Here is a 26,473-nt window from a genome sequence, read left to right as displayed (position 1 = left end):
TACTCTGCCAGCAGCGCCGCATCGATACCATCGGTCTTGCTTCCTGTCAGCTTCAACTCTGCAAAGTGGCGGAAGCTTTTCGGATTGATCACTGACACCGGAAGGCCTGCCGCAGTCAGCGCCACGGCCAAGTCCAGATAGTAGATCCCGGTGGCCTCCATGACGATCAGCGAGGGCTTGAGTGCCTTCAGCCGCTTAATGGCTTGGGCGTGTCCCGGGGGCGTCTGATTGAACGGCTCTACTTTTGAGGACTTGCCCGCCTTTCTGACGACCAGATCAAAGGTTTTCGCGGCAATATCCACCCCAACAAATACACTCATGGACTTTCACTCCCGGCTGGCTTCAGGTCACAATAGTCACCGGTTCCCCGACCTCGCACTTGATGCTGTCCCAACCTTGTGATGCGAAGTCCAGCTTGACTGGCTTCCTGATACTCTTCGGGATTGGCAATGAGGCGGGGGGCCACTCTACGCACGAGGTCAGTCGGAACTGCCTCCAGGGGCAAACGGCCTCCCCGGCAACTGGTGAAGAACACTATCAGTTCGTTGGCTCTAAACATACAAGGGGTAGGCCCCTGTGCCTGCCCGTTTTCCCGACGCCCGAAAACAGCGGGCAACCACGGGGGGTTGCCCCTACGCGTCATTGGAAACAACCACCGCATGGCCAGTAGGGGTAGGCCTCTGTGCCTACCCGTTTCCCCGACTTCCCGGAACACAGAGCAACAACGGGGGTTGCCCCTACATCAATCCTTCTGCTCCGCGGCATAAGTCCATCCCTTCCCAACGCCGCTCCCGCACATCCTTGTGCTCCGCGGCATAAGTCCATCCCTTCCCAAAGCCGCTCCCGCACATCCTTGTGCTCCGCGGCATAAGTCCATCCCTGGACAAAAAAAACGCCGCGTTGCGAATTCGCAATGCGGCGAGCTTTCATTCTGTGGTCAAATCGGTTCCAAGGTCAGGGGATGGCCAAGGCAGTATCGAAGTAGCGTCCCTCCGCTGACCGACTCCTCCTTTTGGATTTAGGCCGCAATCTCCTTGCGGCCTTTTTTTTCGTACAACCTGCTCAGCGGGCGGTCAGGCAGTAATCCGTGCCGGCAGCGCCTCTTTCAGCTTCTCCGCCATGCTCACCAGCAGTTTCTCGTTGGTCTCCCAGTCGATACAGGCATCCGTCACCGAGACGCCGTATTTGAGCTGGCTCAGATCTGCCGGGATCGACTGGTTGCCGAACTCCAGGTTGCTCTCCAGCATCAGGCCGGTGATCGACCGGTTGCCCTCGATAATCTGGTTAACCACGTTTTCCGCCACCAACGGCTGCAACTCCGGTTTTTTGCTGGAGTTACCATGGCTGCAGTCGATCATGATGTTCTCCGGCAGCCCCGCCTTGCGCAGCGCCTCTTCACACAGCGTCACATTGACCGAATCGTAATTGGGCCCGCTGTTACCGCCGCGCAGAATCACATGTCCGCAGACGTTACCCTTGGTCTGGATCACCGTCACCTGCCCCTTCTGATTGATACCAAGGAAGCTGTGGGGGTTGGCCACCGACTCCAGGGCATTAATGGCCACCGCCAATCCGCCATCGGTGCCGTTCTTGAAACCGACCGGCATGGAAAGGCCGGAAGCCATCTCGCGATGGGTTTGGGATTCGGTGGTGCGCGCACCGATCGCCGCCCAGGAGAACAGGTCTCCCAGATATTGGGGATTGAACGGATCCAGTGCCTCGGTAGCCACCGGTAAGCCCAGTTCCGCCAGCCACACCAACAGCTCGCGCGCCTTGTGTAGCCCCTCTTCGATGTGGAAGCTGTCATCCATACGGGGATCGTTGATCAACCCTTTCCAGCCCACCGTGGTGCGGGGTTTCTCAAAATAGATCCGCATAACGATATACAGGGTATCTCCCAATTCATCATGCAGCTTTTTCAGGCGCAATGCGTACTCTTTGGCCGCCTCCACATCGTGGATGGAACAGGGGCCGGTCACCACCAGCAAGCGGTGATCCTCCTTATTGAGGATCCGTTTGATGGTCTGCCTCGCCTGGATGACGTGGCGCTCCCCGTCGCTTGACAGCGGCAGATGGCGTTTGAGATCCACGGGAGAGATCAGCACCCGCTCGGCGAGCAGGTTGGTATTGGTCAGGCTATCTTGGAACATGGCGGTGCTCGGTTGTACAAAAAAAGGTCTTGAAGAATAGGAGATTCGCCGGCCTTTTGCCACCTCTGGGCGACACAAAGTGCTGCATATGCAGCAAAAAAAGAGGAATTCCGTACTAAAGTGTTAGATTGGCCGTCATTCTCGGGCATAAATACCCTGTCAATCCGCTTTCGCGCTTAACTCAGGTTTCCATCACATCCACCACCCGGCCACCGGTAATCTGTTTCAGATGATCGAAGGTAACCGGTACCCCCGAAGCATCGTTACCCGCTGCGGGATAGATCAGCGGGTAATCGGCCAGCCCGATATCGATCAGCAACTCCACCCCTTCGACGCCAAATGGACAAACGCCGCCGGGGCGGAAACCGGTCATCACCTCGGTTTCTTCGCCACGCGCCATGCGCACCTTGGTACCGGTCTCACTCTTCATCTTTTTGCTGCAGACCCGCCGGTCGCCCGGACACACGGCCAGGTAAAAGTTACCGTTCTTGCCTTTGAACAGCATCGATTTGGCGATCTGTCCCACCGCTACACCGATGCGTGCCGCCGCCAATTCTGAGGTAGGGGTGCTGCCGGGTTCAAACTCCAGCGCCGTCAAACCATGGGTCTTTAATATTGCTTTGACTCTGTCAGGTATCATCACTCACTCATCAACTGCTTTTACTGGCCACAAAACCGACCAATTCAGGAAAAAATGCCTTAAAATCCTCTGTCAACTCCGAATAGTGCCGATGCACTTCAACCATCGACCCACCCAGATGATTCGGTTGCCGCATGCGGCTGGACATCCGCTGATAGACCCGTTCGATGACGGCCAGGTCCCGATAGGAGCCGAGCCAGTCTTCCCGCTGCATACGCGGCGCCAGCTCCTTCAACGGGCCCGGCAGCTCGTCCCGCCGCTGCTCCAGCAGCCGATATACATCCTGGATAAAATGGCGCCGGTCATAACGGCTGAACTCCCCCCAGTAACAACTGAGAAAATGGTCATACAGTATATCCAGCATGATCCCGCTGTAGCGCCGGTAGGGCTGGGCAATGCGTCGCCGGCTCCTTTGCACTCGAGGATGGTCATCGGTGAAGCGATCCACCTGGCGATGCAGGGCGATACCCCGCATGACGCCCGGCGAATAGTGCTTGGCCAGGGTCTCTAGACGACCGCGGGTAAAATCGGCAATCAGGCTGCCCAGCCGCTCATCCGGGTCTTCCGAAGAGAGCAACAGATGGGCGAGATAGTTCATGGTTGCAGCGGCCAGTCAGCAGCGTAACACGGCGAGCAGATTGTCCACCACACCCTCGAGCTCCGCCCGGGACGGCCTGGCCTTGCCGTAGATACGCAATCCCCTGACCCCCACCAGCAGATAGCGCGCCAGTGCCGCCGGATCCTTATCTTTGGCCAACTCGCCGTTGGCCTGGGCGGTAATCAATGCCTGTTCAAACTGTTTTTCATGACTGCGAAACATCTCGTCCAGACGCCTTGCCAATGCCTCATCTCCCGCCTCTTCCGCCAGCTCTGTGGCGGTATTGATCATCAGGCAACCTTTGATCGCCCGCTCATCCTCAATTTGATCCAGCAAGTGATAAAAGAACCGTCGAATTCCCTCCAGCGGGCTATCGGCCTCTTGCAACGCCTCCCTGATCGCCTGGCTGCTGCGCTGGAAATAGAGTTCCAGGGCCTCAATGAACAGGTGGCGTTTACTCTTGAAGGCGCCATACAGGCTGCCCGGATGCAGGCACATCTGTTTGCTGAGACGCTGGATGGAGGTACTGGCGTAACCGTAGCGCCAGAAAATCCGCATGGACTCTTCCAGTGCCGTTTCGCGATCAAATTCGAGGGGACGTGCCATGGGCTTTACTTTATCAGGATATTGAGTGATCATTCAAATACCAATTATTGAACGATCATTCAATATCTATATCCAAAGCACCTCTAAAGGAGCCGCACATGGGACTTCAACAACAGCTCGATGAGCAGAAACGCAGCACCATCAACAAGGCCACACCGGAGATCCTGGCGATCATGGCCCAGGCCACGGCGGACCTGAAGGCATCGGGAATAGAGAACCGGGCCCTGAAACAGGGCGACCCGGTACCGGATTTCACCCTGCCTGACGCCCACGGTCGGGAGATCCGATTAACCGATCTACTCGAACGGGGGCCTGTAGTACTGAATATTTACCGCGGAGGCTGGTGCCCCTACTGCAATCTTGAGATGCGCGCCCTAAAGGCGGTCCTGCCGCAGATCGAAGAGCTGGGCGCCACACTGGTCGCCATCGCGCCGGAGGTACCGGACAAGGTAGCCGAGATGGAGGCGCGCCACGAGCCCGGTTTCGAGATCCTTAGCGATGTGGGCAATCGGGTATCGCGTCAGTTCGGGTTGGTGTTTTCGCTGCCGGAATCACTCCGCACCATCTATGCCGGCTTTGGTGTCGACCTGCCGGCCTACAACGGGGATGATCGCTTTGAATTACCTTTACCGGCGACCTATGTCATCCGACAGGATGGGCAAATCGCCTATGGGTTTGTGAACGCCGATTACACACAACGGATGGAGCCAGAGGAAATTATTCGGGTCCTGCAATCCCTCTAGCCACGGGCATGAATATTGAGGGACCAAAGGCGCGATCGTTCTCAGCGCAAACCTCCCTCATTTGGGGATGATGTTAGGTAGCGGGAAACGGTTGTCGGGGTGGGAGAGCTCAACCAGGGGACGATACCCAGACAGGGCAGATCGAGCCACGCGTTCAAAGTATCGATATTGGCCTCACGCTGCTGCATTGCCGGATCGATCTGGTTGCCGATCCAACCGGCCAGTCTGGCGCCGGAAGCACGGATCGAGTCGACACTCAACAACGCATGATTAATACAGCCCAGCCGCAAACCCACCACCAGGATAACCGGCAGATCCAGCGCGCACGCCAAGTCAGCCATACTTTGATTTGGACCCAGCGGCACCCGCCAACCACCGGCCCCTTCGACCAGTATCCGGTCACTCGTGCCCGCCAACTGATCGAAGCAGCGCTTGATCTCGGTGAAATCGATTACCCGGCCCGCGAGTTCGGCCGCCCGGTGCGGGGCGATCGGCGGTTCGAAGCAGTAGGGGTTGAGCAGATGGTAGTCCACGGGTCGTGATGCCTGGGCCTGCAACTGCAAGGCGTCCTGGTTGCGCCACCCATCCGGTGTCTGGTCGGCACCGGCCGCTACCGGCTTCATGCCCACCACGCGGTAACCCTGGGATTGCAGGCGCTGCATCAAGCCCAGGGTGACAACCGTCTTGCCGCTATCGGTATCGGTACCGGTAATGAAATATCCCTGGGGCATGGTGTTTCAGGCGCCGCGGCCGGCGCGGTTGAGATCGAGGCCAATCCGATCGATGGAAACGGAGGGCGCATTGGAACGGTAACCCGCCTCCGGTGCCCAGGCATGGCCGTACACCACTTCATAACTGGCTGGAAGCTTACGGTCACGCCGAAACGTTTCGTAAGCCTCCTGCATCGCCTGTAGTCGCCCCTTGCCGGTCAGTCCGCGTTGCCGGTCACTGTTCACATTGTGCGCACCGAGAATTTTCAGGTCCCGCATCAGGCCGGTGACCCGCTCATAGGTCAGGGTCATGCGGTCCACATCCATCACCGGGTCCGCCAAGCCGGCGCGTAGCAGCGCATCGCCCACATCATGCATATCGATAAAGGTGCTGACATGGGAGCCGCTGTCGACCGCCGCCCAGGCGGCACGCAGCTCCTTCAACGTGTCCGGACCGAAGGTTGTAAACATCAGCAGACCGCCTGGGCGCAGGACGCGGCGGAATTCGCCAAAGGCGCTATCCAGATCATTGCTCCACTGGATAGCGGCGTTTGAGTAGATCAGATCGACACTCTGATCCGCCAACGGCAGCTGCTCCAGATCACCGCAGATACAGCGCGGCTTGCGCAGCCAGTTGCCCCGCTTGCGCGTCTGCAACAGCATGGGGAAGGCAAAATCGAGCGCCAGCACCCGGGATTTACGATAGCGATCGGCCAGGGCGGCGGTGGCCACCCCGGTGCCGGCGCCGATATCCAGGATCACCTCGGGTTGTAACCGCACCAGTTCCAACCGATCCAGCATGCGCTGGCCGATCTCCCGCTGCAGTACCGCCACCTGGTCGTACCGGGGTGCCGCCCGGGAGAAAGCGAGGCGCGCCTGTTGTTTATCAATCGTGTGCTGTCGATCAGGCATGGTCCGATCCAAGGAAGTGTTTTAAGGCCCGCAGACAGGGCCGCGGGTGAGATAAAAACGGTGCGTGGGCGCAGCCCTGCAGGATCAGGATTTCCGCGGCCGGCATCAACCGCTCCAGTTCGTCACAGACATCGGCCGGCACCAGGGTGTCGCGTTCGCCGAAGAGCCACAGCGTGGGACAACGGATATCCCCGAGACCGGGCCGCAAATCCACCGTGCGCAGCAGCTCCAACCCCTGTTCCAGCGCCAGCGGGTCGGCTTCGGGGCGCAGCGCGATATCCTGGCGCAACAGGCGCAAGGTCTCACGGGCCGCCTCATCCCCCTGCACCTGCAACGAGAGAAAACGTTCCAGCGTCTGGTGATGATCCCGACTGAGCGCCCGGGCAAACTGCATCAGGGTATTCAACGCCATGGCATGGGGCCAACCCTCCCCAGCCACAAATCGAGGACTGGCGGTTACCAACACCAATCCTTCAATCCTGTCCGGCGCCATCAGCGCGGCCCGCTGGGCCAATTGGCCACCGAGGGACCAGCCGATCCAGGTCGCCTTGGCCGGAGCGGCCCGCAGGCAAGCCTCCACCCAGCTATCCAGATCCGTCCAGTTCGGGTCATAGCCGCTCAGCCCGTGGCCCGGCAACTCGATCACGCTGATCCGAAAATCCCGGGAGAGGGAATCCAGCACCGGCGACCAGACCGCCCCATTCATCCCCCACCCGTGCAGCAGCACCAGATCGGGGCCGTTACCGGTTGTCTCGACAGAGAGTTTCAAACCGCCTCCTCCCGGTCCAGCCGTCCAAGCGCATCCAGTAGCCGATCCAGTTGCTCAAAGCTGTGGCTGGCGGAGAGCGTGACCCGCAGGCGCGCACTACCGGTCGGTACGGTCGGCGGGCGGATCGCGGTCACCAGCATCCCTTCGCTCTCCAGTGCCTGACTCCAGCCGACTGCCCGCTCCGCACTGCCGGCCAGGATCGGCTGGATGGGCGTCTCTGACGGCATCAGTTCCAGGCCCAACTGGCTGGCACCGGCTCGAAAGCGGGCGATCAACTGCTGCAGATGTTCCCGCCGCCACGACTCTTCCTGCACCAGCCGTAGGCTGGCACGGGTGGCTTCCGCCACAGCCGGCGGCAGGGCGGTGGTATAGATATAGCTGCGCGACTGCTGGATCAGGGTTTCGATCAAGGCCTCGGAACCGGCGACAAAGGCACCGAATGTGCCGAACGCCTTGCCCAGCGTACCCATCAGGATCGGCACCGCCTGCGGGTCGAGGCCGAAATGGTCGACGCTGCCACGGCCGTCACGCCCCAATACGCCGATGCCGTGGGCATCGTCCACCATCAACCAGGCGTCCTGTGCCTGGCACAGCCGGGCCAACTCCGGTAGCGGCGCCAGGTCGCCGTCCATGCTGAACACCCCATCCACCGCCACCAGCGCTTCACCGTCAAGGCGGCGCGTCATCTGGTCGGCCAGGGCGGCTATATTATTATGCGGATAGCGTTTCAGATCGGCCCGGCTAAGCAGGCCGCCATCGATAAGCGAGGCATGGTTAAGCCGATCCTCAAAGACCGTATCGCCACGCCCCATGAGGGCGGTAATCACCCCCTGGTTGGCCATGTAGCCGGTGGAGTAAAGCAGCGCACGGGGTCGGCCGGTAAAGGCGGCCAACTCCTCTTCCAGCGCGTGATGGGCGGCACTATGTCCGGAAACCAGGTGGGCCGAGCCACTCCCGGCGCCGTAGCGTTCCGCACCACGCTGCAGGGCCTGGATCACCTGGGGGTGATTGGCCAGACCCAGGTAGTCGTTACTGCAGAAACTGAGCAGGGGTTTGCCATCCACCTGCAGCAGGGGGGACTGGGCGCCGCCCAGCACACGCCGCCTGCGGTAGAGGTGTGCGGCTCGACGCCGCTCCAGTTCCGGTTCCAGTGATCTCATCAATATGGTCTTTGCGATAGCCGGTGCCGGGCAGCCGGACACAGCCGTGTTCAGGAGAATTCAGCCGCCAAACGAACCTTGCGCTTGCTGTCGCACTCCTTCTCGGTCGCCTGCAGTTCGCGGGTCTCCTCGAAGTGCAGCCCAAGGCGATCAAACAGTTGTCGGTCGGCATCGGCATCGGGATTGTCGGTGGTTAACAGGCGCTCCCCGTAGAACATGGAGTTGGCGCCGGCCATGAAACAGAGGGCCTGCATCTCATCGCTCATTTCAGTACGGCCGGCCGACAGGCGCACATAGGATTCCGGCATCAGAATGCGGGTCACGGCAATAGTGCGGATAAACTCAAACGGATCCAGCGCGGCGGTACCGTACAGGGGGGTACCCTCCACCTGTACCAGCATGTTGATGGGCACCGACTCCGGGTGTTTCGGCAGGTTGGCCAGTTCGCGCAGCATGGAGGCGCGGTCGCGGCGTGACTCGCCCATGCCGAGGATGCCGCCGCTACAGACATTGATCCCCAGGTCGCGTACCCGCGCCAGAGTATCCAGCCGATCCTGGTAGGTACGGGTGGTCACCACATTGCCGTAGAACTCCGGCGAGGTGTCCAGATTGTGATTGTAATAGTCGAGCCCCGCCTCTTTCAGGCTCTGGGCCTGACTCTCGGTCAACATTCCCAGGGTGACGCAGGTCTCCATGCCCATGTCGTGCACCGCACGGATCATCTCCACCACCCGCTGCAGGTTCTTGTCAGTGGGGTTGCGCCAGGCGGCGCCCATGCAGAAGCGGGTCGCCCCTTTCTCCTTGGCTTCCTGGGCGGCACGCTTCACCTCATCCAGCGGTAACAGCTTCTCTTTCTCCAGATCGGTGGCGTGCTTGGCGCTTTGCGAGCAGTAACCGCAATCCTCGGAACAGGCACCGGTCTTGACACTCAACAGAGTACTGACCTGTACCTTATTCGGGTCGAAACGCTGACGATGAACCGTCTGGGCCTGAAACATCAGGTCGTTGAACGGGAGATTAAGCAAGGATGCGATCTCATCCAGGCTCCAGTCGTGTCGCACTACGGATTGGTTCATACTCAGGAGGGCCTCTGACTCTGTTGATGGTGACAGGAAAGGTGGATAATGCACAAAATGAGTGGGGATACCTCGCCAGCCCGCTATGATACCGGAGCAGGATTGCTCGTCAACCAAAATGAATTTTTATGGTTTACAACTGTATAAATAATATACTAACCCTTCTCTATCCCGCCCCCTGCCTACTCTGCGACACACCGGCACAGGACGCTATCTGCCCCGACTGCCAGGCGGATTTGCCACATAACCGACACAGTTGCCGGTGCTGCGGCCTGCCTCTTACCCTCGCTGACGAAGCCACCTGCGGGCATTGCCTGGCGCACCCCCCGGCAGTTGACCGCAGCTTCATCCCCTATCTTTATGCGGCGCCGATTGACCAGCTTATCGGCCGATTTAAATTTTCCGGTCAGCTGGCTCAGGGGCGGCTGCTTAGCCGACTGCTGGCCGATCACCTGCGACAGCGGGCGGAGATGCCCGACCTGCTGATCCCGGTGCCGCTTCATCCGCAGCGATTACGCCAGCGCGGTTACAACCAAGCCCTGGAGTTGGCCAAACCGCTCGCCCGGCAATTGGGTTTAGCGCTCGATCACCAAAGCTGCCGCCGGATCCAGCCGACCCCTCCGCAACACGAATTGAAAAAGCACCAGCGCAAACGGAATATCCGCGGCGCCTTCCAGGTCACCCGCACACCGGCGGTCAACCATGTCGCCCTGGTGGACGATGTGGTCACCACCGGTAGCACGGTAAATGAGCTGGCGAAATGCCTGAAACAGCGCGGTGTCGCGCGGGTGGATGTCTGGGCGGTGGCACGCACACCTTGAGCCGTCGCAACAAGCGGCGCCAACACCCGGCCCGATCAATTGCCTTGCATCATGTTCAGGTCGAAACTGTTCCCTATAATTGGGGTTGTGTGCCCCGATTCAGTGACACCACCGTACCTAGTCAACCACTGATAGAAGGAACCGTGCCATGCTTGGAGAAACCCATGACATCCTCCACGAATTTCCCAATCTGGAGGAGACCATCAATACCCTTCACGACAAAGATCCCCAGTTCGCCAGCCTGATGGAAGAACACGACACGCTGGACAGCGAAATCCGCAACCTGGAAGAGCTCAACCAACCGATCGATGATTTCGACATGGAAGAGATGAAAAAGACCCGGGCGCTTTTGAAAGACCAGATTTACCAATACCTGCGACAAAACAGTTAACTAAGCGGGCGTTCAAGGCCGCACATTCGATAAAAACCAGCGGCCCCGAATGAACGATCCAGAGACCCGGCGGCCAGCGTTGACCAAAACGCCCCCGAGTCAGGGGCGGTGCGCTGCTGAGATAAGCCGTATTTGGCGGCCATTTTCGTTCATTTACGGCCGTATCCAGCCCCTCATCCCAGTCCCCGCAGGCGCTCCCGCTACAGGAACCGCCGGCCGAATGGATCTTCACCCCGTTAACCGGGTAAAATCATCCCCCGCAGTTTTCACCCCTGACCAAGAAAGAGTCCTATGTCACAACTGAAGCTCGGTATCCCCAAAGGCAGTCTGGAGAGCGCCACCCTCTCATTGTTCAAACAAGCCGGTTGGAATATTACCCCCCGGTCGCGCAACTACTTCCCCTCCATTAACGATGCCGATATCAGTTGTGCCCTGGTACGCTCTCAGGAGATGGCACCCTACGTCGCCAACGGCACCCTCGATCTGGGATTGACCGGACACGACTGGATTCTCGAAACCGAATCGGAAGACCAAGTGGAGGAGATCTGCGAGCTGGTCTATTCCAAGAGCTCCGACCAGCCCTGCCGCTGGGTTTTGGTGGTACCCAAGGATTCACCGATTCAATCCATTGCGGATCTGCAGGGGAAAAAGATCTCCACCGAACTGGTCTCCTTTACCAAACGCTACCTGGCAGAGCAGGGTATCGACGCCCATGTCGAGTTCTCCTGGGGCGCCACCGAGGCGAAGGTGGTAGAGGGGTTGGTGGATGCGGTGGTGGAGATCACCGAAACCGGCAGCACCATCAAGGCCCACGGACTGCGCATCGTCTGTGACATTCTGCATACCGAAACCCGCTTGATCGCCAACAAGCAAGCGATGCAGGATCCCTGGAAGCGGGAAAAGATCGAGCAGATCGCGACCCTGCTGCGCGCGGCGCTGACGGCGCGCCAGAAAGTGGCGCTGAAGATGAACGTACCGGCCGATCAACTGGAGCTGGTGGTCGGCATCCTACCCAGCCTGCATGCGCCCACCGTCAGCCATCTGTACGATCAGGAGTGGCTGGCGGTGGAGACCGTGGTCAACAGCGGTGAGGTGCGCGACCTGATCCCGCGCCTCAAGGCCGCCGGCGCCGAGGGGATTCTGGAGTACGAACTACGCAAGATGCTCTGACTTTGTATCGGTAAGGCACGGACGCCGTACCCCACTATTATCCGATCGGGTGCGCTAAACAGGCCCCTTGCCCACTGATGCCTACTCCAGTACCTAAACGACCTAACACACACTACCCGGATCAGCGCGCATCCAGCCACTGACCGATGGTCGAAGGAATCAACGCCTGGGCTTTGCCACTGACGTAGATCCCGATATGACCACCGGGAAACGCCAGCTCGGTATAATCTTTACTGCCGGTGCGCCCCTGCAACGCCCGGGACGCTGCGGGGGGAACCAGGTGATCCTGCTCACCGTAGATATTAAACAGCGGACAGGTGATCTTGTTCAGATTCACCCGCTGATCCCCTAGGATAACCGTCCCTTTGATCAACCCATTCTGTTGATAAAACTGCTTGATGAACTGACGGAAGGTCTCGCCTGCCTGGTCGGGGCTATCGAAGATCCACTTCTCCATGCGCAGAAAATTATCCACCCGCTCGGCCTCATCCAGAATATCCACCAGATGGACATACTTTTGCCCGGCCAGGACGAAGGGCTTGAGCGCCAAAAAAGTCCAATTGAGGAAATCGCCCGGAATATTGCCCTGCACATCCACCAATAGATCCACATCCAGATGCTGTACCCAGGCGCTAAGCATATTATCCGGGGTGTGAAAATCGACCGGCGTCACCATGGTCACCAGATTACGGACCTTCGGTTGGTGTAGGGCGGTATAACAGAGGCTCATCGCCCCGCCCTGACAGATACCCAACAGATTGATCTGCTCGACCCCATGCCGCTCCCGCAACCGATCGACGCAGCGATCCAGATAACCGTTGATATAGTCGTCCAGGGTCACGAACCGGTCCGCACTGTCCGGATAACCCCAGTCGATCAGATAAACCGGTTGACCGGTGGCCAGCAGGTTTTTGATGGTTGACCGGTCCGCCTGAAGATCGGCCATATAGGGCCGATTGACCAGCGCGTAGACGATCAGCAGCGGCACCGCATCGGATGACGGAGTGGCGGACGCATCGGGCAGATAATGGTAGAGGGTCAGCTTGTCTTCCCGATAGATCGCTTCACGGGGGGATACGCCGGCGGTCACGGTATCGGCCGCACAGAGTCGCTCGACACCGGACTGCAGTTTGCGGCTGTAATCCACTACCTCTTCGATCAGTTTTTCCGGTTTTAACTCTATGGGTGCCATGCTATTTGCCCGTTGCAACCGTCTTCTTGCGACGGCGGGGAGCACGCTTTACCTCGGGCGCCTGTCGTAGGGTCGCCAGCTCCGCACGTAGCGCTTTGATAGCCTGGCGGTCATCATGTGCACGCTGTTCCAGTGCGCGTATGGCACGGGTAGTGGGCATACCGAGGGCGGTAAAAGTTTCATCCAGCATGTCGCGCATCTGCTGTTTGACCGCCATCTGGCTATTGATCAATTCACCATAGAGTTTGACATATTCAGGGGTCATCGCCTGTTCCGCATACACCCCTTCGCAAACCGATACCCAGAGATCGTACAACTCCCTGGCCGAATCGATCGTTCGTTCTTCCCCCTCCAGTTTGGCGATCTCAGCCTGCAACCGCTCAATGGAGCGGTTACCCAGATCGATAAAAAACAGCTCATAAGCCTGGCGGGCCTGCTGGTAACGGAGTAAACGGACAATCATCTCGCGCTGCTGTGCCTGGCTACGGTGTCCCAGACCCAGCCCCGGCAACGCGAAGAGCCTTTCTAGATAGTCTCGGGAACTGTCGGCGGTCGCCTCCGCGAGCATCTCGTCCGACAGTGGGTTCATGGTACCGGTGATGCCGGCGATGATACCCCGCAAATCGCCGAACGTCTGCTGAATCACCGCCTGCCAATCCTGATTGCCGCCCGTTTGTTGCTGCGTTTCGACGAACTGCTCCGCCAACTGGAACAGTTGCCGGCTCTGGGCCAGCATCTTCTCCAGCAGTTCCTGTATCATCGGCGTGGTGGCGGGTGCCAGCGTCTGCCACCACTGAGTGAGGGCCTGCTCCCACGGGTTGTCGCTGGCTCCCGACGCCGCGTCAACCTGTCCGACACGCGCCGACCAGTCAGCCCAGTACTTGCGCTGAGCCTCCAACCAATCATCGTTCAAGAAGCCTTGTTCCCCCATCGGTTGCCAACCTTGCTACTATCAGACCGTTGCATACTAGCATGCAAAGCGGTATGGTGCGCTGCAGCAATTTGCTTTACACTGATCTTTTCAGTAGCAATGGAAACACCGGGCGCCATCCGGCGCAAAACAGAAAGGGGGGGTGCTGGCAGTACCTGGATTTCGCGGTCCCCCTGCCCATGACAGCAAAAGGTAATGCGTATGAGTGATAATATTGTAATCGTCGCGGCAGGCAGAACCGCCATCGGCAGTTTCACCGGATCCCTCGCCGGAATCCCCGCCAGTGAGCTGGGCGCCAAGGTCATTGCCGGCCTCCTGGAACGCACCAAACTCGCCCCTGAGCAGATCAGCGAAGTCATACTGGGCCAAGTATTGACTGCTGGCTGCGGCCAAAATCCCGCCCGCCAGGCCACCCTGGGTGCCGGTCTGCCGCAAGAGGTCCCCGCCATGACCATCAACAAGGTGTGTGGCAGCGGACTGAAAGCCGTCCATCTGGCGATGCAAGCGGTAGCCTGCGACGATGCCGAAATCGTCATCGCCGGCGGCCAGGAGAATATGAGCCTCTCCCCGCATGTGGTCCCGGGCTCCCGCAAGGGTCAGACGATGGGCGACTGGAAACTGAAAGACAGTATGATTGTCGACGGGCTCTGGGATGCCTTCAACCAATACCATATGGGCGTTACCGCAGAGAATATCGCCAGCAAATTTGAATTCAGCCGCGAAGAGCAGGACCAGTTTGCCGCCGCCTCCCAGCAAAAAGCGGAAGCTGCGCAAAAAACCAACCGTTTTCAAGATGAAATCATTCCGGTAGAGATCCCCCAGCGCAAGGGCGATCCGGTCATCTTCAGCGAGGACGAATTCCCGCGTCACGGCACCACGGCAGAAACCCTGGGCAAACTGCGCCCGGCCTTCAACCGCGAAGGTACGGTTACGGCCGGTAACGCCTCCGGTCTGAACGACGGCGCCGCCGCCGTTATCGTTATGAAAGAGAGCAAGGCGCTGGAACTGGGTTTGACCCCGATGGCCCGCATCAAGGCATTCGCCGCCAGCGGCGTCGATCCCGCCATCATGGGCACCGGTCCGATTCCCGCCTCGACCAAGTGCCTGGAGAAAGCCGGGTGGTCCGTCAGCGACCTGGATCTGGTGGAAGCGAATGAAGCCTTTGCCGCCCAGGCTATGTCGGTCAACAAGGAGTTGGGCTGGGATATGGAAAAGATCAACGTTAACGGCGGTGCCATCGCGCTGGGCCATCCGATCGGCGCATCCGGTGCCCGTATTCTAGTCTCCCTGCTCCACGAGATGGAAAAACGCGACGCCAAGAAGGGGCTGGCAACGCTCTGTATTGGTGGTGGTATGGGTGTAGCGCTGGCCGTCGAGCGCGACTAACCGCAATCCTCCCAGACGGGACTGATCCGGAACAGACCGGTCAGTCCCGTTTTTTATCCTTTTCCTTTCTAACCGGCGGCAACGGCAGCGATAAAAAAGCGACGTAAAATCATTTCGATCCGACATATAGACCAAAGAGTTTTCCCTTTGCCAATATTCCCGGGTAAACTGTGGGTGCAGATGGAATTTCATATCGAGGATCCGGCTTCATGTCTAACACCAGAATTATAAAAAAGTACCCCAATCGTCGCCTCTACGATACGGAACTCAGTCGCTATATCACGCTGAGTGATATCCGCGAGTTGGTCATGAAAGGAATGGATTTCCAGGTTGTTGATACCAATACCAACGAAGATCTGACCCGTTCCATCCTGCTTCAGATCATGCTGGACGAAGAATCAGGCGGCGAGCCGCTGTTCAGCGCCAAGATGCTGTCCCAGATTATCCGTTTTTATGGCGGCACGGTGCAGGGCATCCTGGCCCGCTATCTGGAAGAGAGCCTCTCCATGTTCGTACAGCAACAGGAACAACTCAACAACACGGTCGGCAGCGACCCGGTGAAGGCCATTACCAATATGGCTGAACAGAATATGCGCATGTGGGCCGACATGCAGAAAAACTTCTTCAAAGCCGCCGGGCTAGCCAGTGCCGGCAACCGAAAGAAAGAAGAATAATCCCCCTCCGATACCTGCAATAGTCACTCTACCCACTCTCTCCGCCACGGAGCCCCCCCTGCTTTAGAGCGGCAAATCCGATACGAATTGTGCGTCGCACAATTTTTTTTTCGGAGCCCTATTGACATCGCACCGACGACCTTTTATGCTGCATTGCAATATTGTTGCAACGCACAAATACCGGAGAGCGCAATGAAAGACCCAAAGGCAAACCTGGAACTGATCAAAGAATTCGGTATTAACGGTTATGAAAATATCCGTTCTTTGGCGGAAATCAATCTGCGCACCTGGGAGCAAATGGTTGAACGGCAGATGGACGCCTTCAGCATCTTTGTCGACGCCGGCATTGAGCAGTTGTCCATCAGCGGCCAGTCCAGCGATCCGAAGGAGCTGTTCAACAGCCAGATCGCTTTGAGCAAGACGCTCAGCGAAAAACTGGCCAACAAAGGCCGCGACGCCGTCAACCTGGCCACCCAGGCCGGTAGCGAGTATCGCAGCTGGCTGGAAAACGGTATCGACACGTTCAACAGCAAAGTTACCGCAGCGGCTGAAGAGGCCCTGAAACCGTAATATACCGGGTATCCGCCGCCTCGCGGATACCGCAAGTCCCGGGGGTTGACCACAACACCCGGGCAGAGATCCTCCTCTCTCTGAACAGTGCATAGAGAGATTTTCGCCCGGCCCCCCGCCGGGCTTTTTTTTGTCCGGGGATTGGAGTACGGGCACGCCGCGTGGTTGCCCGATTGGCGGGGTTGGTGCGGTTCGCAAGCTCACCGGCACCCTAGGTCCCGCCTGTTTGGCCCGAATCCGCGAGGCCCACGGTCCACCCAAAATCGTAGGATGCGGTGAGTAAAACGAATCGCATCAAGCCGCTTTAGCCGTTTCCAGCGGCGGCTGGCCGGGAGCGTTGTGACGGCGCCCACCCCTCCATACCCCAATTACCCAGTGGTTTACTTGGTATTACTTTGATCTATCATCATCTGCAAGCTACCTGATAGGCAGCACAAGCCCCCAAACATAGGTGGGTCACACTCTAAAAGCAGTCCCGAACGGTCTATTCAAGATATGACGCGACGGGTAATTCCGGGAGGAGCAGTATGACAAAACCAATGCACGATACCCCCATGCTGGATCAGCTGGAGGGAGGGCCCTGGCCGAGCTTTGTGACCGGTCTGAAGCGTCTGGCACAGAACAGCGACATGATGGTCGACCTGTTGGGCCAGTTGGAAACCTCATATGAGACCCGCAAGGGCTACTGGAAAGGCGGCACCGTCGGCGTGATTGGCTACGGTGGCGGTATTATTCCGCGTTTTACCGAACTGAAAGATGAAAACAACAAACCGCTGTTCCCCGCCGCGGCTGAATTTCACACCCTGCGTGTGATCCCGCCCCCGGGCATGCACTACGACACCAAGACCATCCGCCACCTGTGCGACATCTGGGAAAAATACGGCTCCGGCCTGATCGCCTTCCACGGTCAGTCCGGCGACATCATGTTTCAGGGCTGCACCACGGAAAACGTGCAGAAAGCGTTTGACGAGATCAACAAAGCGGGCTTCGACCTGGGTGGCGCCGGCCCGGCAGTGCGTACCGGCATGTCCTGTGTGGGCGCGGCGCGTTGCGAGCAATCCTGCTATGACGAGGCACGCGCCATGCGTACCTGCGTCAACGCCAACCTGGATGACATGCACCGTCCGGCCCTGCCCTACAAACTGAAGTTCAAGGCCTCCGGCTGCGCCAACGATTGCATGAATTCGATCCAGCGGGCCGACGTCGCCATGATCGGTACCTGGCGCGATGATATGAAGGTCGATCAGCCCGAAGTGCAAGCCTTCGTGGCCAAGAAGGGACGCAAGTATGTGATCGACAACGTGATTACCCGTTGCCCGACCCAGGCATTGTCGCTAAACGATGATGATACCCTGGCGGTGGATAACCACAACTGCGTGCGCTGTATGCACTGTATCAATGTCATGACCAAGGCACTTTCACCGGGTGACGACAAAGGGGTCAGCATCCTGGTGGGTGGCAAGCGTACCCTGAAGATCGGCGACCTGATGGGCACGGTGGTGGTGCCGTTCCATAAGCTGGAAACCGACGAAGACTTCGAGTGGCTGGAGGAGCTGAGCACCAGCATTCTCGACTTCTTCGCCGAAAATGCCCTGGAACACGAGCGGACCGGTGAAATGATCGAGCGAATCGGCTTGATCAACTTCCTGGAGGGCCTTGGCCTGGAAATCGAACCGGAGATGATCTCCCAACCCCGCACCAATCCCTATGTGCGCACCGACGACTGGGATGAGCAAGCGGCAAAATGGAAAGAGCGCAAAGCAGGCACTGTCTAAACCCTAGCACCGGTCCCGGTTCTGCAACCGGGACCGGCTTCCGGCATATCGACGTCACTCAGCGCTACACCCAAACCGGGTTAGGTGCGGTTTCCCGACTTAAGCTTCAGCTTTACCCCATCGATATGGGCCATCAACACCATGAGAAATTTGAACAGGTATTGCAGACGGGCGGACAGGTCCAGTCCATCGGCGCTCTGCGTGAGTTTTTTTAGCGTAGCAATGCGCTCATAAGCCTTATTGATCAACTGCTCGGTCGACCAACCACGATATTTGTCAAACTCGCGCACGCCTCCATAGGTGTGGCGGGCTAGGCTCTTCTTCTGGATCGCGTTGAAGTGGGCGCCGGCTTGACTGGCGTTATTGAACTGCGCCTCTTCCAGGCCGGCGAGAATCACCGCCGCCGGTAACTGTTCCGCCAACCCTTCACGCAGATAAGCGAGATTGCGCCGCAGCTCCAGCACCAGACCGTTTTTTGTCGCACGGCTGGCGAGATGTCTGGCGTACTCTTTATCAAAAATATGGTATAGATCCTGGATGACGCTCACCCGTCCCCCTTCTTCCTTGTCTGGCCATTACGCCAGCAGGTAATCGACCAGCAGTCCAAAAAAGATCGCCATACCGACGCAGTTATTGTTCAGGAACGCGGTAAAACAGGCCGCCGGTTCACGCGCCCTGATCAAGCGCTGTTGCCGCACAAACAGTGTCGCCGCCACACCCAGGCCCAGATAGTAGGCAAGACCCAATGCCTGTTGCCACCCGATCCACACCAACAGCAGCAACATCAACAACTGCAGCAGTCCGATGATCAGGCGATCCTGTCGGCCAAACAGGATGGCAGTGGACTTAACCCCGATACGCAGATCATCGTCCCGATCCACCATGGCGTATTCCGTGTCGTAGATCAACGCCCAGAGAATGGTTGCCACATAGAGTAGCCAGGCAACGGCCGGGACTTCTCCCAGCAGGGCCATATAGGCCATCGGCACCGCCCAACCGAAGGCCATCCCCAACACCAGCTGGGGCAGATGGGTATAGCGCTTCATAAACGGGTAGAGCGCAGCCAGCACTACCGCCACAACCGACATCAGCACCGTTTCCCGGTTCAGCAACAACACCAGGCCAAAAGCGACCAGACTGAGAACGGTAAACACCCAGAGTGCCTCGCGCGGCGACACTACACCGGTGGCGATCGGCCGGCCGCAGGTACGCTTTACCTGACCGTCGATATGCCGGTCGGCATAATCGTTGATAGCGCAACCGGCTGAGCGCATCAGCGCCACCCCCATGATGAAAATCAACACCACACCCCAACGCGGTTGTCCAGCGCCGGCCAACCACAGGGCCCACAACGCCGGCCACAGCAGCAGCAGAATACCGATCGGCTTGTCCAACCTCACTAGGCGGATATAACCCTCCCACTGCTGTTGCCGGGTACGCGGCAAGGTGCCGGCTTTGACTTCAAATTCCGATTGACTCATGACTGACTCGTGGGAATATCCGGTAAAAATATCTCATTCACCAATAGCGGTTTCCCGGCCAGGTGGAACAGGGTCCGCCGCCCCCATATCTCCTCCACCTGTTGCAGGTGAACCGTGGCCGCAGCAAACAGTGCATGCCGGGGCAGCAATCGGGCCATTTGTGTGATGCCACGTCGCATTGAGGGATCGGCAAACAGCACCTCTCCCAGCGGACGCTCACCCAACAGCGCCAGACGCCTGGCCGGCCCCTGCAGACTGCGCACCGGAATCAGCGTCCGGGCAAACACCCAGGGGACGCCTCCGCACAGCAGCTCCACTTCACGCAAAATAGCGATCCCGCCACGGCGCATACCCAGTAACCGGCGCTCGCTATCCAGCGGACACGCCCACTCTTGACGCAGCACATTGACGCGAAAATCGCCCCGAGAAGCGCTCTTCAGGCGGGCCGTTAAAGAGCCGCGATCCCGCAACCACTGTTCGATCCCCGGCAGCACCTGATGATGCCGATACCGGCACCAGGAGGTCCAGTTGGGTTCACGCCTGCTGTAATAACGCTTCAAGAACGACTTCCGATGACTGCAAAACTGCCATTATCGCCGATTTTTTCCGCCGTTTCCCCTATAAATACCGATCACGCCGACCTCAGGCGTTGATGTAGTGCTGCCTGTCTCCCACCCAGCGCCGCACCAGTGGCGCCACCCGTTCCGGGAACTGTTCCAGCAACAGTTGGGCGGCGTCCTGTACCTCATCCAATAAGGGCTGATCGCGGACCAGATCGGCAATCCGAAACTGCATTTCGCCGGTTTGCCGGGTACCCAGCACTTCGCCCGGGCCTCTCAGCTCCAGATCTTTCTGAGCAATCAGGAAGCCGTCATTGGTTTCACGCATCACCCCAAGCCGTTGCTGGGCATTCTGGGACAGTGGCGGGTGATACATCAGCACACAGTGACTCTCCACCGATCCACGCCCCACCCGGCCGCGCAACTGGTGCAGTTGAGCCAACCCCAGACGCTCCGGATTTTCGATAATCATCAGGCTGGCATTCGGCACATCAACCCCGACCTCAATCACCGTCGTCGCCACCAACAGATCCAGCTCCGCCGCTTTGAAAGCGGCCATGACCGCCTCTTTCTCCGCCGCCTTGAGCCGACCGTGTACCAGTCCGATACGCAACTCCGGCAACTGCTCCTGAAGCATACGGGTCGCCTCCTCCGCCGCCTGGCACTGCAGCGCCTCCGACTCTTCAATCAGGGTGCAGACCCAATAGGTCTGGCGCCCTGCCACACAGGCACTACGCACCCGCTCCACCACTTCACTGCGACGGCTGTCCGGGATCACCACCGTTGCCACCGGCGTACGCCCGGGCGGTAATTCATCGATAATCGACAGGTCCAGGTCGGCGTAGGCGGTCATCGCCAGGGTGCGGGGAATGGGCGTCGCCGTCATAATCAACTGATGCGGCACGGCACTGCCACCCCCTTTCTCACGCAACGCCATACGCTGATGTACGCCGAAGCGGTGCTGTTCATCGATAATCACCAGGCCCAGGGCGTGGAAAGCGACATCACTCTGAAACAGGGCATGGGTGCCCACGACGATACGTATCCGGCCGCCGGCCAGATCCTCCAGCAGTTGTCCCCGCTGCTTGCCCTTGTGCCGCCCGGTAAGCCAGGCCACCTCCAATCCCAAAGGCTCCAGCCACTGCCGGAATACCCGCAGGTGCTGCTCAGCCAACAGTTCGGTCGGCGCCATCAGGGCCACCTGATGGCCCGCTTCCAGCGCCTGTAACGCCGCCAGCGCCGCTACCACGGTCTTGCCCGACCCCACATCCCCCTGAACCAAACGCATCATCGGGTGGGCCTGCGCCAGATCCTGGGCAATCTCCTGCAATACCCGCCGCTGGGCGCCGGTCAGGGTAAAACCCAAGCGGGCAAAAAACGGTCGGGATAAGTTACCTTGAGCGAGCAGGACGGGGGCATCCAGCCGTTTCTGCCGCAGACGGGTCTCACGCAGGCTGAGCTGATGGGCCATCAACTCCTCAAAGGCGAGGCGTTGCTGGGCCGGATGACTGCCGCTTATCAGCCGATCTTGGGGCGCATCCGGCGGCGGTCGATGCAGGTAACCGAGGGCAGCAGCCAGATCGGGCAATCGGAAACGTTGTAGCAACGACTCGGGCAACCACTCCGGCAGTGCCGCCGGATTGGCCTGCAGCAGTGCCAGGGCCCGTCCCGCCATGGCTCGCCAACTGAGTTGGTGCATCCCCTCGGTGGTGGGATAAACCGGCGTCAGACACTCCTCCACCGCCGGGCTCTCCCCTTCACTCAGCGACTGATACTCAGGATGAACCATCTCATAACTGGCCGGTCCCGGCCGCACTTCGCCATAGCAGCGCAGCCGGCTGCCCCGTCTCAATGCCGCCTTCTGGGCAGCGGAAAAATGAAAAAAGCGCAGGGTCAGCGCACCACTGCCGTCAGCCAGCCTGACCAACAGCGAGCGGCGACGTCCAAAACGGATATCGGCCAGTTCCACCTCCCCCTCTACCACCACACTGTCACCGGGGCGAAGCGAACCGATAGGTACCACCCGGGTACGATCCTGGTAACGAAAGGGTAGGTGAAAGAGGATATCCTGAACGGTCCTGACGCCGATTTTCGCCAGCTTTTCGCTGTTGCGCGTCCCCACGCCCTTGAGGGTGGTGACCGGCAGCTCATCCAATCCTGCCACCTTGCCGTGACTGTTCAGGCGCCTACCCTCTGGCATATCTGCTATCCCTCTCGATGAATATGGTAATCATGGCCGGCGGCCCGTCCCTTCGCCACGCTAGCCTCAAGCCCGACTAAAACCGCTTCGCAATTAATGCGTGATAATATTACCAGAATAATTCGAATGGAAAACCTATAGAGAACAAACAACGGAGAACGCCATGTCCGTACTGTTGGAATTTGCCATGTTCCCTACCGATAAAGGAGAGAGCGTGAGCGCCTATGTCAGTCAGGTAATCCAGATGATCCGCGACAGCGGCAGCGATTACCAACTCACACCCATGGGTACCATTGTCGAAACAGATACCCTGCCACAGGCGCTGTCGCTGGTGGAGGCGGCCTACCGGATCCTGGATCAAGCCGGTTGCGATCGGGTTTACTCCTCGCTGAAGCTGGACATCCGCAAGGGCAAAGGGGACCGCATGCGGGGAAAGGTGGAATCGGTGCGGGAAAAGATCGGCGCGGTTAACAGCTAAGCTGTCACCAGCGGGGAAAGTGATGATTCATCAGGCGATATTACAGATCCAGTGCCATGGCCGTGGCACCTACAACATCACCCGGGAAGTCGAGCAAGTTATTGTCGCGTCGGGTATCCGTACCGGCCTATGCCACGTCTTCTGCCACCATACCAGCGCCTCGCTGACCCTGTGTGAAAATGCCGATCCGGCAGTACGCCGGGACCTGGAACAGTTCATGGCGAGGCTGGTGCCGGATGGAGACGTCAGCTATGAACACAGCATGGAGGGACCGGATGATATGCCGGCCCATATCCGCTCCATCTTGACCAACATGGACTTGACGCTACCAGTCACTGCCGGTCATTGCGCCCGCGGTACCTGGCAAGGGATCTACTTATGGGAACACCGCACGGCGCCGCATCGACGCCAAATCACGGTCACCGTGCAAGGAGAATAGAATCGTACTGGGGCGGTTACCGTCCGGCGCAGTGAATCTTCACGCCCGGCATGGCGCCGCCTACAGCACCATCACCGCGTCCATCTCCACCCCCGCGTCTTTCGGCAGTTGCGCAACACCAATCGCCGCCCGCGCGGGGTAGGGTTGGGAAAAATACTCCGCCATCACACTATTCACCAACGGGAAATGCACTAGATCGGTAAGAAAAATGTTCAGCTTTACCACGTCACGGAGTTCACCGCCGGCAGCCCGGGCCACCGCCTGCAGATTCTCGAATACGCGCCGGATTTGTGCCTCCATATCCCCGTCGACCATCTCCATGGTCTCCGGCACCAGCGGGATCTGTCCGGAGAGATAGACCGTGTTCCCCACTTTGACAGCCTGGGAATAGGTACCGATCGCCTGCGGCGCCAGGTCTGTGCGAATAATCTCTTTTTCCATTTCTGTCGCTCTCTGTCTCTAAAATTAACCGACCCGGTGGATGCGCAGCACGGTATTCAATTGACGCAGGCGACGCATGATATTGGCCAGGTGGATACGGCTGTCCACCGCCACCACAAAATGGAGCGTGGAGGTGAGGCCGTCCCGCTCCTCCATAATGACATTCTTGATATTGGAACCCATTTCCGAGATGGCCGAGGCCACCGACGCCAGCGCACCGCGCTTGTTGCCCACGTCCACCTTGATCTCGGTAGTAAAATCGCCCACCGGCTCTTTCTCCCAGCTGACATCCAGCCAGCTGTCACTCTTGCGAAAATCGCCGAGATTACGACACTCATTCCGGTGCACCACGATACCCTTTCCGGGGTTAAAGATGGCCACGATCTCGTCACCCGGCAGCGGCCGGCAACACTTGGCAAACCGCACCACCATCCCTTCGGTGCCGGTAATCGCCAGCGGGGCGGCACCGGCCTGTGGCGGCATCTCTTCTCTGGGCAATTCAGTATCGGAATCGGTCAAGCGGCGCGCCACCAGTAACGGCATTCGGTTCCCCAACCCGATCTCCTCCAGCAGCGCCTCCTTGCTGGCTAGATGGAAGTCCTCCAGCAGAGGAGCCAATCGGGAATCATCAATCTGATCAATCGTCAGATCGTGCTGGGCCAGATCCTTATTCAACAACCGCCGTCCCAGGGTGACCGCTTCCTGATGACGCAGATTCTTCAGGTAACCGCGGATATTGGCTCGCGCCTTACCCGTCACCACGAAGTTGAGCCAGGCGGCACTGGGGTTAGCCGAGTCGGAGGTAATAATCTCTACTGTCTGACCACTATAGAGCCGGGTACGTAGCGGCACCATATGCCGGTCGACCCGTGCCGCCACCGTATGGTTACCCACGTCGGAATGCACCGCATAGGCAAAGTCGATCACCGTGGCCCCCTTGGCCAGCACCATAATCTTTCCGCGCGGGGTGAAGACATAGACCTCATCCGGGAACAGGTCCACCTTCACATGTTCCAGGAACTCCATCGAGTCACCGGCATCCTTCTGCAACTCCAGCAGGTTTTTCAGCCAGTTGGAGGCATCGGCATGGGCCTTGCCGCTCTGGTTTTCACTCGACTTATAGAGCCAGTGCGCCGCGATGCCCGATTCCGCCATCCGGTCCATCTCTACCGTACGGATCTGTATCTCGATCGGCAGGCCGTGGGGGCCGAACAGCAGTGTGTGCAGGGATTGATAGCCGTTTGCCTTGGGGATGGCAATATAGTCCTTAAAACGCCCCGGCACCGGCTTGTAGAGATTGTGTACCACCCCCAGCGCCCGATAACAGGTGTCTAGGCGATCGACAATAATGCGGAAAGCATAGACATCCACCACCTCGGAGAAGGAGAGTTTCTTGTCCCGCATCTTGGTGTAGATACTGTAGAGATGCTTCTCCCGGCCCCGCACCACCCCGACGATCCCTTCCTGTTCCAGGCGCCCCACCAACGCCGCATCGATATTCGCCATCACCTCTTTGCGGTTTCCCCGCGCGGAACGGACCGCCTCCTTCAGGGCACGGTAACGCATTGGCCAATAGGCCGCAAAGCAAAGCTCTTCAAGCTCGGTGCGCAGGCGGTAGATGCCGAGTCGATGGGCGATCGGCGCATAGATTTCCAGGGTTTCCCGGGCGATGCGCCGACACTTCTCCGGCCGCATCACCTCCAGGGTGCGCATATTGTGCAGTCGATCAGCCAGTTTGATCAGGATGATGCGGATATCCTGGGTCATGGCCAGTAACATCTTGCGGAAACTGGCGGCCTGGGCCTCGGCTTTGGAGGGGAAGTTGATCTGGTTCAGTTTGCTGACGCCATCCACCAGGGTCGCCACCTCTTCACCAAACTCCTCTTCCAGCTGTGCCTTGGTGACCGGCGTATCTTCCAGCACATCGTGCATGATGGCCGCCATGAGGCAACGGTAATCGAGTCGGATATCGGCCAGGATCCGGGCAACGGCCAGGGGATGGTAGATATAGGGTTCGCCACTCAGGCGCTTCTGTCCCTCGTGTGCCTCGGCACTGAAGACATAGGCACGATACACCTCGCGTATCTGGTCCACACTCAGGTAAGACTCCAGATAAGCGCAGAGGTCGCTGATTAAAAAGCGCGGCTTATTATCGAATTCTGAGGGCTGGGCGCCGGCCGGACTGCTCATAGGATGATCCGGTTAACGGCTGCGCCATAGACAGGCGCAGCCTCGGCGATAGGTAGGCTGGAAATTTCTCTTGGGAAGCTTCCGTTACACATTCCTTATCTGGCAAATGCCCGATCGTCCACTAGATCATCTGTGCCGAAGTTCTCTTCCAGAGCACCCATATCCACTTCTGACTCGGCCTTGGGGGCCACCACCTTGTCGTCCACCAAGCCGGCCGCGATCTCACGCAGGGCCACTACCGTCGCCTTGTCATTTTCCCAAGCCAACAGGGGTGCCACGCCGTTACTCAACTGACGTGCCCGTTTGGTTGCCAACAGCACCAGATCAAAACGGTTATCCACATGCTCAAGGCAATCTTCAACTGTAACGCGGGCCATGTTCAATACACTCCGAAGTCCAATCCCCAGCCA

The 26,473-nt window shown here is 58.8% G+C and carries 29 protein-coding genes; 10 read left to right on the top strand and 19 right to left on the bottom strand.

Annotated elements, in window-relative coordinates; all coding sequences use genetic code 11:
• From ACQY5R_RS05390 to ACQY5R_RS05370, 5 genes are all read right to left on the bottom strand, one after another.
• A partial coding sequence (locus ACQY5R_RS05390) for an IS110 family transposase (protein WP_428605477.1) occupies nucleotides 1-320 on the bottom strand: 320 nt, incomplete at its 3' end.
• Nucleotides 321-1,073: 753 nt separating this feature from the next.
• Nucleotides 1,074-2,150: a 3-deoxy-7-phosphoheptulonate synthase gene (locus ACQY5R_RS05385; protein WP_428605474.1), complete on the bottom strand. Its 1,077-nt coding sequence runs from the start codon at nucleotides 2,148-2,150 to the stop codon at nucleotides 1,074-1,076.
• Nucleotides 2,151-2,331: 181 nt separating this feature from the next.
• Nucleotides 2,332-2,790, bottom strand: a complete 459-nt coding sequence (locus tag ACQY5R_RS05380; RefSeq protein WP_428605471.1) for a YbaK/EbsC family protein — start codon at nucleotides 2,788-2,790, stop codon at nucleotides 2,332-2,334.
• Between the two features lie 10 nt (nucleotides 2,791-2,800).
• On the bottom strand, nucleotides 2,801-3,388 hold the full coding sequence (locus ACQY5R_RS05375; RefSeq protein ID WP_428605468.1) for an ACP phosphodiesterase: 588 nt from the start codon (nucleotides 3,386-3,388) through the stop codon (nucleotides 2,801-2,803).
• A 15-nt stretch (nucleotides 3,389-3,403) separates the two neighbouring features.
• Complete coding sequence (locus ACQY5R_RS05370) at nucleotides 3,404-3,994, bottom strand: TetR/AcrR family transcriptional regulator (RefSeq protein ID WP_428605466.1); 591 nt, start codon at nucleotides 3,992-3,994, stop codon at nucleotides 3,404-3,406.
• Between the two features lie 98 nt (nucleotides 3,995-4,092).
• Here ACQY5R_RS05370 and ACQY5R_RS05365 point away from each other — a divergent pair, with 98 nt between their 5' ends.
• Nucleotides 4,093-4,737, top strand: a complete 645-nt coding sequence (locus ACQY5R_RS05365) for a peroxiredoxin-like family protein (RefSeq protein ID WP_428605464.1) — start codon at nucleotides 4,093-4,095, stop codon at nucleotides 4,735-4,737.
• A gap of 41 nt (nucleotides 4,738-4,778) precedes the next feature.
• Here the strand turns inward: ACQY5R_RS05365 and bioD are convergent, their stop codons facing one another.
• From bioD to bioB, 5 genes are read right to left on the bottom strand one after another with little or no spacing between them, the layout of a single operon-like run.
• On the bottom strand, nucleotides 4,779-5,468 hold the full coding sequence (gene bioD, locus ACQY5R_RS05360; RefSeq protein ID WP_428605462.1) for a dethiobiotin synthase: 690 nt from the start codon (nucleotides 5,466-5,468) through the stop codon (nucleotides 4,779-4,781).
• Nucleotides 5,469-5,474: 6 nt separating this feature from the next.
• Nucleotides 5,475-6,359: a malonyl-ACP O-methyltransferase BioC gene (gene bioC, locus ACQY5R_RS05355; protein ID WP_428605459.1), complete on the bottom strand. Its 885-nt coding sequence runs from the start codon at nucleotides 6,357-6,359 to the stop codon at nucleotides 5,475-5,477.
• The gene (bioH, locus tag ACQY5R_RS05350; RefSeq protein WP_428605457.1) at nucleotides 6,352-7,128 is read right to left on the bottom strand and encodes a pimeloyl-ACP methyl ester esterase BioH; all 777 of its coding nucleotides are present in this window, start codon (nucleotides 7,126-7,128) and stop codon (nucleotides 6,352-6,354) included. Before bioH ends, bioC begins: the two co-directional genes overlap by 8 nt.
• Nucleotides 7,125-8,288 carry an 8-amino-7-oxononanoate synthase gene (bioF, locus tag ACQY5R_RS05345; RefSeq protein ID WP_428605455.1) on the bottom strand — a complete coding sequence of 388 codons (1,164 nt, stop codon included), beginning with the start codon at nucleotides 8,286-8,288 and terminating at the stop codon, nucleotides 7,125-7,127. The genes bioH and bioF overlap by 4 nt, the downstream gene beginning before the upstream one ends.
• 50 nt (nucleotides 8,289-8,338) lie before the next feature.
• Nucleotides 8,339-9,364, bottom strand: coding sequence for a biotin synthase BioB (gene bioB, locus ACQY5R_RS05340; protein WP_428605452.1), 1,026 nt, complete (start codon nucleotides 9,362-9,364; stop codon nucleotides 8,339-8,341).
• Nucleotides 9,365-9,492: 128 nt separating this feature from the next.
• On the opposite strand from bioB, the gene ACQY5R_RS05335 reads away from it, so the two are divergent.
• The 3 genes from ACQY5R_RS05335 to hisG all read left to right on the top strand — a co-directional run bounded on the left by ACQY5R_RS05335 (nucleotide 9,493) and on the right by hisG (nucleotide 11,746).
• Complete coding sequence (locus ACQY5R_RS05335; RefSeq protein WP_428605451.1) at nucleotides 9,493-10,185, top strand: ComF family protein; 693 nt, start codon at nucleotides 9,493-9,495, stop codon at nucleotides 10,183-10,185.
• Between the two features lie 148 nt (nucleotides 10,186-10,333).
• Nucleotides 10,334-10,576, top strand: coding sequence for a YdcH family protein (locus tag ACQY5R_RS05330; protein ID WP_428605449.1), 243 nt, complete (start codon nucleotides 10,334-10,336; stop codon nucleotides 10,574-10,576).
• A gap of 291 nt (nucleotides 10,577-10,867) precedes the next feature.
• Nucleotides 10,868-11,746 (top strand): ATP phosphoribosyltransferase, encoded by an 879-nt coding sequence (hisG, locus tag ACQY5R_RS05325; RefSeq protein ID WP_428605446.1) that lies wholly within the window; start codon nucleotides 10,868-10,870, stop codon nucleotides 11,744-11,746.
• Nucleotides 11,747-11,867: 121 nt separating this feature from the next.
• Here hisG and ACQY5R_RS05320 read toward each other — a convergent pair whose 3' ends face one another.
• Nucleotides 11,868-12,938, bottom strand: a complete 1,071-nt coding sequence (locus ACQY5R_RS05320; RefSeq protein WP_428605443.1) for a class III poly(R)-hydroxyalkanoic acid synthase subunit PhaC — start codon at nucleotides 12,936-12,938, stop codon at nucleotides 11,868-11,870.
• A gap of 1 nt (nucleotide 12,939) precedes the next feature.
• Nucleotides 12,940-13,851, bottom strand: coding sequence for a poly(R)-hydroxyalkanoic acid synthase subunit PhaE (locus tag ACQY5R_RS05315; protein ID WP_428605441.1), 912 nt, complete (start codon nucleotides 13,849-13,851; stop codon nucleotides 12,940-12,942).
• A 219-nt stretch (nucleotides 13,852-14,070) separates the two neighbouring features.
• Between ACQY5R_RS05315 and ACQY5R_RS05310 the strand changes: the two genes are divergently transcribed.
• The 4 genes from ACQY5R_RS05310 to dsrA all read left to right on the top strand — a co-directional run bounded on the left by ACQY5R_RS05310 (nucleotide 14,071) and on the right by dsrA (nucleotide 18,274).
• Nucleotides 14,071-15,255, top strand: a complete 1,185-nt coding sequence (locus tag ACQY5R_RS05310; protein WP_428605438.1) for an acetyl-CoA C-acetyltransferase — start codon at nucleotides 14,071-14,073, stop codon at nucleotides 15,253-15,255.
• A 209-nt stretch (nucleotides 15,256-15,464) separates the two neighbouring features.
• Nucleotides 15,465-15,929 carry a polyhydroxyalkanoate synthesis repressor PhaR gene (gene phaR, locus ACQY5R_RS05305; protein ID WP_428605436.1) on the top strand — a complete coding sequence of 155 codons (465 nt, stop codon included), beginning with the start codon at nucleotides 15,465-15,467 and terminating at the stop codon, nucleotides 15,927-15,929.
• 192 nt (nucleotides 15,930-16,121) lie between these two features.
• Complete coding sequence (locus ACQY5R_RS05300; protein ID WP_428605434.1) at nucleotides 16,122-16,499, top strand: phasin family protein; 378 nt, start codon at nucleotides 16,122-16,124, stop codon at nucleotides 16,497-16,499.
• A 527-nt stretch (nucleotides 16,500-17,026) separates the two neighbouring features.
• Nucleotides 17,027-18,274, top strand: coding sequence for a dissimilatory-type sulfite reductase subunit alpha (gene dsrA / locus ACQY5R_RS05295; RefSeq protein ID WP_428605431.1), 1,248 nt, complete (start codon nucleotides 17,027-17,029; stop codon nucleotides 18,272-18,274).
• An 80-nt stretch (nucleotides 18,275-18,354) separates the two neighbouring features.
• Here dsrA and ACQY5R_RS05290 read toward each other — a convergent pair whose 3' ends face one another.
• The 4 genes from ACQY5R_RS05290 to recG all read right to left on the bottom strand — a co-directional run bounded on the left by ACQY5R_RS05290 (nucleotide 18,355) and on the right by recG (nucleotide 22,515).
• Complete coding sequence (locus tag ACQY5R_RS05290) at nucleotides 18,355-18,822, bottom strand: hypothetical protein (protein WP_428605429.1); 468 nt, start codon at nucleotides 18,820-18,822, stop codon at nucleotides 18,355-18,357.
• 27 nt (nucleotides 18,823-18,849) lie between these two features.
• Nucleotides 18,850-19,755 carry a 4-hydroxybenzoate octaprenyltransferase gene (ubiA, locus tag ACQY5R_RS05285; protein ID WP_428605427.1) on the bottom strand — a complete coding sequence of 302 codons (906 nt, stop codon included), beginning with the start codon at nucleotides 19,753-19,755 and terminating at the stop codon, nucleotides 18,850-18,852.
• Nucleotides 19,752-20,315, bottom strand: coding sequence for a chorismate--pyruvate lyase family protein (locus ACQY5R_RS05280; protein WP_428605425.1), 564 nt, complete (start codon nucleotides 20,313-20,315; stop codon nucleotides 19,752-19,754). Before ACQY5R_RS05280 ends, ubiA begins: the two co-directional genes overlap by 4 nt.
• An 82-nt stretch (nucleotides 20,316-20,397) precedes the next feature.
• A complete protein-coding gene (recG, locus tag ACQY5R_RS05275; RefSeq protein WP_428605423.1) occupies nucleotides 20,398-22,515 on the bottom strand; it encodes an ATP-dependent DNA helicase RecG in 2,118 nt (705 codons plus the stop codon).
• A 163-nt stretch (nucleotides 22,516-22,678) separates the two neighbouring features.
• Here recG and ACQY5R_RS05270 point away from each other — a divergent pair, with 163 nt between their 5' ends.
• Together ACQY5R_RS05270 and ACQY5R_RS05265 are read left to right on the top strand one after the other, a co-directional pair.
• Nucleotides 22,679-22,993, top strand: a complete 315-nt coding sequence (locus tag ACQY5R_RS05270; RefSeq protein WP_428605421.1) for an MTH1187 family thiamine-binding protein — start codon at nucleotides 22,679-22,681, stop codon at nucleotides 22,991-22,993.
• 22 nt (nucleotides 22,994-23,015) lie between these two features.
• Nucleotides 23,016-23,432: a secondary thiamine-phosphate synthase enzyme YjbQ gene (locus ACQY5R_RS05265; protein WP_428605418.1), complete on the top strand. Its 417-nt coding sequence runs from the start codon at nucleotides 23,016-23,018 to the stop codon at nucleotides 23,430-23,432.
• Between the two features lie 60 nt (nucleotides 23,433-23,492).
• Here ACQY5R_RS05265 and ACQY5R_RS05260 read toward each other — a convergent pair whose 3' ends face one another.
• From ACQY5R_RS05260 to rpoZ, 3 genes are all read right to left on the bottom strand, one after another.
• A complete protein-coding gene (locus tag ACQY5R_RS05260; RefSeq protein WP_428605417.1) occupies nucleotides 23,493-23,873 on the bottom strand; it encodes a RidA family protein in 381 nt (126 codons plus the stop codon).
• A 24-nt stretch (nucleotides 23,874-23,897) separates the two neighbouring features.
• Nucleotides 23,898-26,063 carry a bifunctional GTP diphosphokinase/guanosine-3',5'-bis pyrophosphate 3'-pyrophosphohydrolase gene (spoT, locus tag ACQY5R_RS05255; RefSeq protein ID WP_428605415.1) on the bottom strand — a complete coding sequence of 722 codons (2,166 nt, stop codon included), beginning with the start codon at nucleotides 26,061-26,063 and terminating at the stop codon, nucleotides 23,898-23,900.
• Nucleotides 26,064-26,158: 95 nt separating this feature from the next.
• Nucleotides 26,159-26,440, bottom strand: a complete 282-nt coding sequence (gene rpoZ / locus ACQY5R_RS05250) for a DNA-directed RNA polymerase subunit omega (RefSeq protein WP_428605412.1) — start codon at nucleotides 26,438-26,440, stop codon at nucleotides 26,159-26,161.
• Nucleotides 26,441-26,473: the final 33 nt, after the last annotated feature.

Source organism: Sedimenticola sp., from assembly GCF_050289425.1.
Taxonomy (GTDB): domain Bacteria; phylum Pseudomonadota; class Gammaproteobacteria; order Chromatiales; family Chromatiaceae; genus Sedimenticola.
This window is presented reverse-complemented; position numbering and strand designations above follow the sequence as displayed.

Excerpts from the sequence above, each read along its gene's own strand:
- ACQY5R_RS05385 (WP_428605474.1), bottom strand. The coding sequence starts at position 2,150 with ATGTTCCAAGATAGCCTGACCAATACCAACCTGCTCGCCGAGCGGGTG.
- ACQY5R_RS05380 (WP_428605471.1), bottom strand. The coding sequence starts at position 2,790 with ATGATACCTGACAGAGTCAAAGCAATATTAAAGACCCATGGTTTGACG.
- ACQY5R_RS05375 (WP_428605468.1), bottom strand. The coding sequence starts at position 3,388 with ATGAACTATCTCGCCCATCTGTTGCTCTCTTCGGAAGACCCGGATGAG.
- ACQY5R_RS05370 (WP_428605466.1), bottom strand. The coding sequence starts at position 3,994 with ATGGCACGTCCCCTCGAATTTGATCGCGAAACGGCACTGGAAGAGTCC.
- ACQY5R_RS05365 (WP_428605464.1), top strand. The coding sequence starts at position 4,093 with ATGGGACTTCAACAACAGCTCGATGAGCAGAAACGCAGCACCATCAAC.
- bioD (WP_428605462.1), bottom strand. The coding sequence starts at position 5,468 with ATGCCCCAGGGATATTTCATTACCGGTACCGATACCGATAGCGGCAAG.
- bioC (WP_428605459.1), bottom strand. The coding sequence starts at position 6,359 with ATGCCTGATCGACAGCACACGATTGATAAACAACAGGCGCGCCTCGCT.
- bioF (WP_428605455.1), bottom strand. The coding sequence starts at position 8,288 with ATGAGATCACTGGAACCGGAACTGGAGCGGCGTCGAGCCGCACACCTC.
- bioB (WP_428605452.1), bottom strand. The coding sequence starts at position 9,364 with ATGAACCAATCCGTAGTGCGACACGACTGGAGCCTGGATGAGATCGCA.
- ACQY5R_RS05335 (WP_428605451.1), top strand. The coding sequence starts at position 9,493 with ATGGTTTACAACTGTATAAATAATATACTAACCCTTCTCTATCCCGCC.
- ACQY5R_RS05330 (WP_428605449.1), top strand. The coding sequence starts at position 10,334 with ATGCTTGGAGAAACCCATGACATCCTCCACGAATTTCCCAATCTGGAG.
- hisG (WP_428605446.1), top strand. The coding sequence starts at position 10,868 with ATGTCACAACTGAAGCTCGGTATCCCCAAAGGCAGTCTGGAGAGCGCC.
- ACQY5R_RS05320 (WP_428605443.1), bottom strand. The coding sequence starts at position 12,938 with ATGGCACCCATAGAGTTAAAACCGGAAAAACTGATCGAAGAGGTAGTG.
- ACQY5R_RS05310 (WP_428605438.1), top strand. The coding sequence starts at position 14,071 with ATGAGTGATAATATTGTAATCGTCGCGGCAGGCAGAACCGCCATCGGC.
- phaR (WP_428605436.1), top strand. The coding sequence starts at position 15,465 with ATGTCTAACACCAGAATTATAAAAAAGTACCCCAATCGTCGCCTCTAC.
- ACQY5R_RS05300 (WP_428605434.1), top strand. The coding sequence starts at position 16,122 with ATGAAAGACCCAAAGGCAAACCTGGAACTGATCAAAGAATTCGGTATT.
- dsrA (WP_428605431.1), top strand. The coding sequence starts at position 17,027 with ATGACAAAACCAATGCACGATACCCCCATGCTGGATCAGCTGGAGGGA.
- ubiA (WP_428605427.1), bottom strand. The coding sequence starts at position 19,755 with ATGAGTCAATCGGAATTTGAAGTCAAAGCCGGCACCTTGCCGCGTACC.
- recG (WP_428605423.1), bottom strand. The coding sequence starts at position 22,515 with ATGCCAGAGGGTAGGCGCCTGAACAGTCACGGCAAGGTGGCAGGATTG.
- ACQY5R_RS05270 (WP_428605421.1), top strand. The coding sequence starts at position 22,679 with ATGTCCGTACTGTTGGAATTTGCCATGTTCCCTACCGATAAAGGAGAG.
- ACQY5R_RS05265 (WP_428605418.1), top strand. The coding sequence starts at position 23,016 with ATGATTCATCAGGCGATATTACAGATCCAGTGCCATGGCCGTGGCACC.
- ACQY5R_RS05260 (WP_428605417.1), bottom strand. The coding sequence starts at position 23,873 with ATGGAAAAAGAGATTATTCGCACAGACCTGGCGCCGCAGGCGATCGGT.
- spoT (WP_428605415.1), bottom strand. The coding sequence starts at position 26,063 with ATGAGCAGTCCGGCCGGCGCCCAGCCCTCAGAATTCGATAATAAGCCG.
- rpoZ (WP_428605412.1), bottom strand. The coding sequence starts at position 26,440 with ATGGCCCGCGTTACAGTTGAAGATTGCCTTGAGCATGTGGATAACCGT.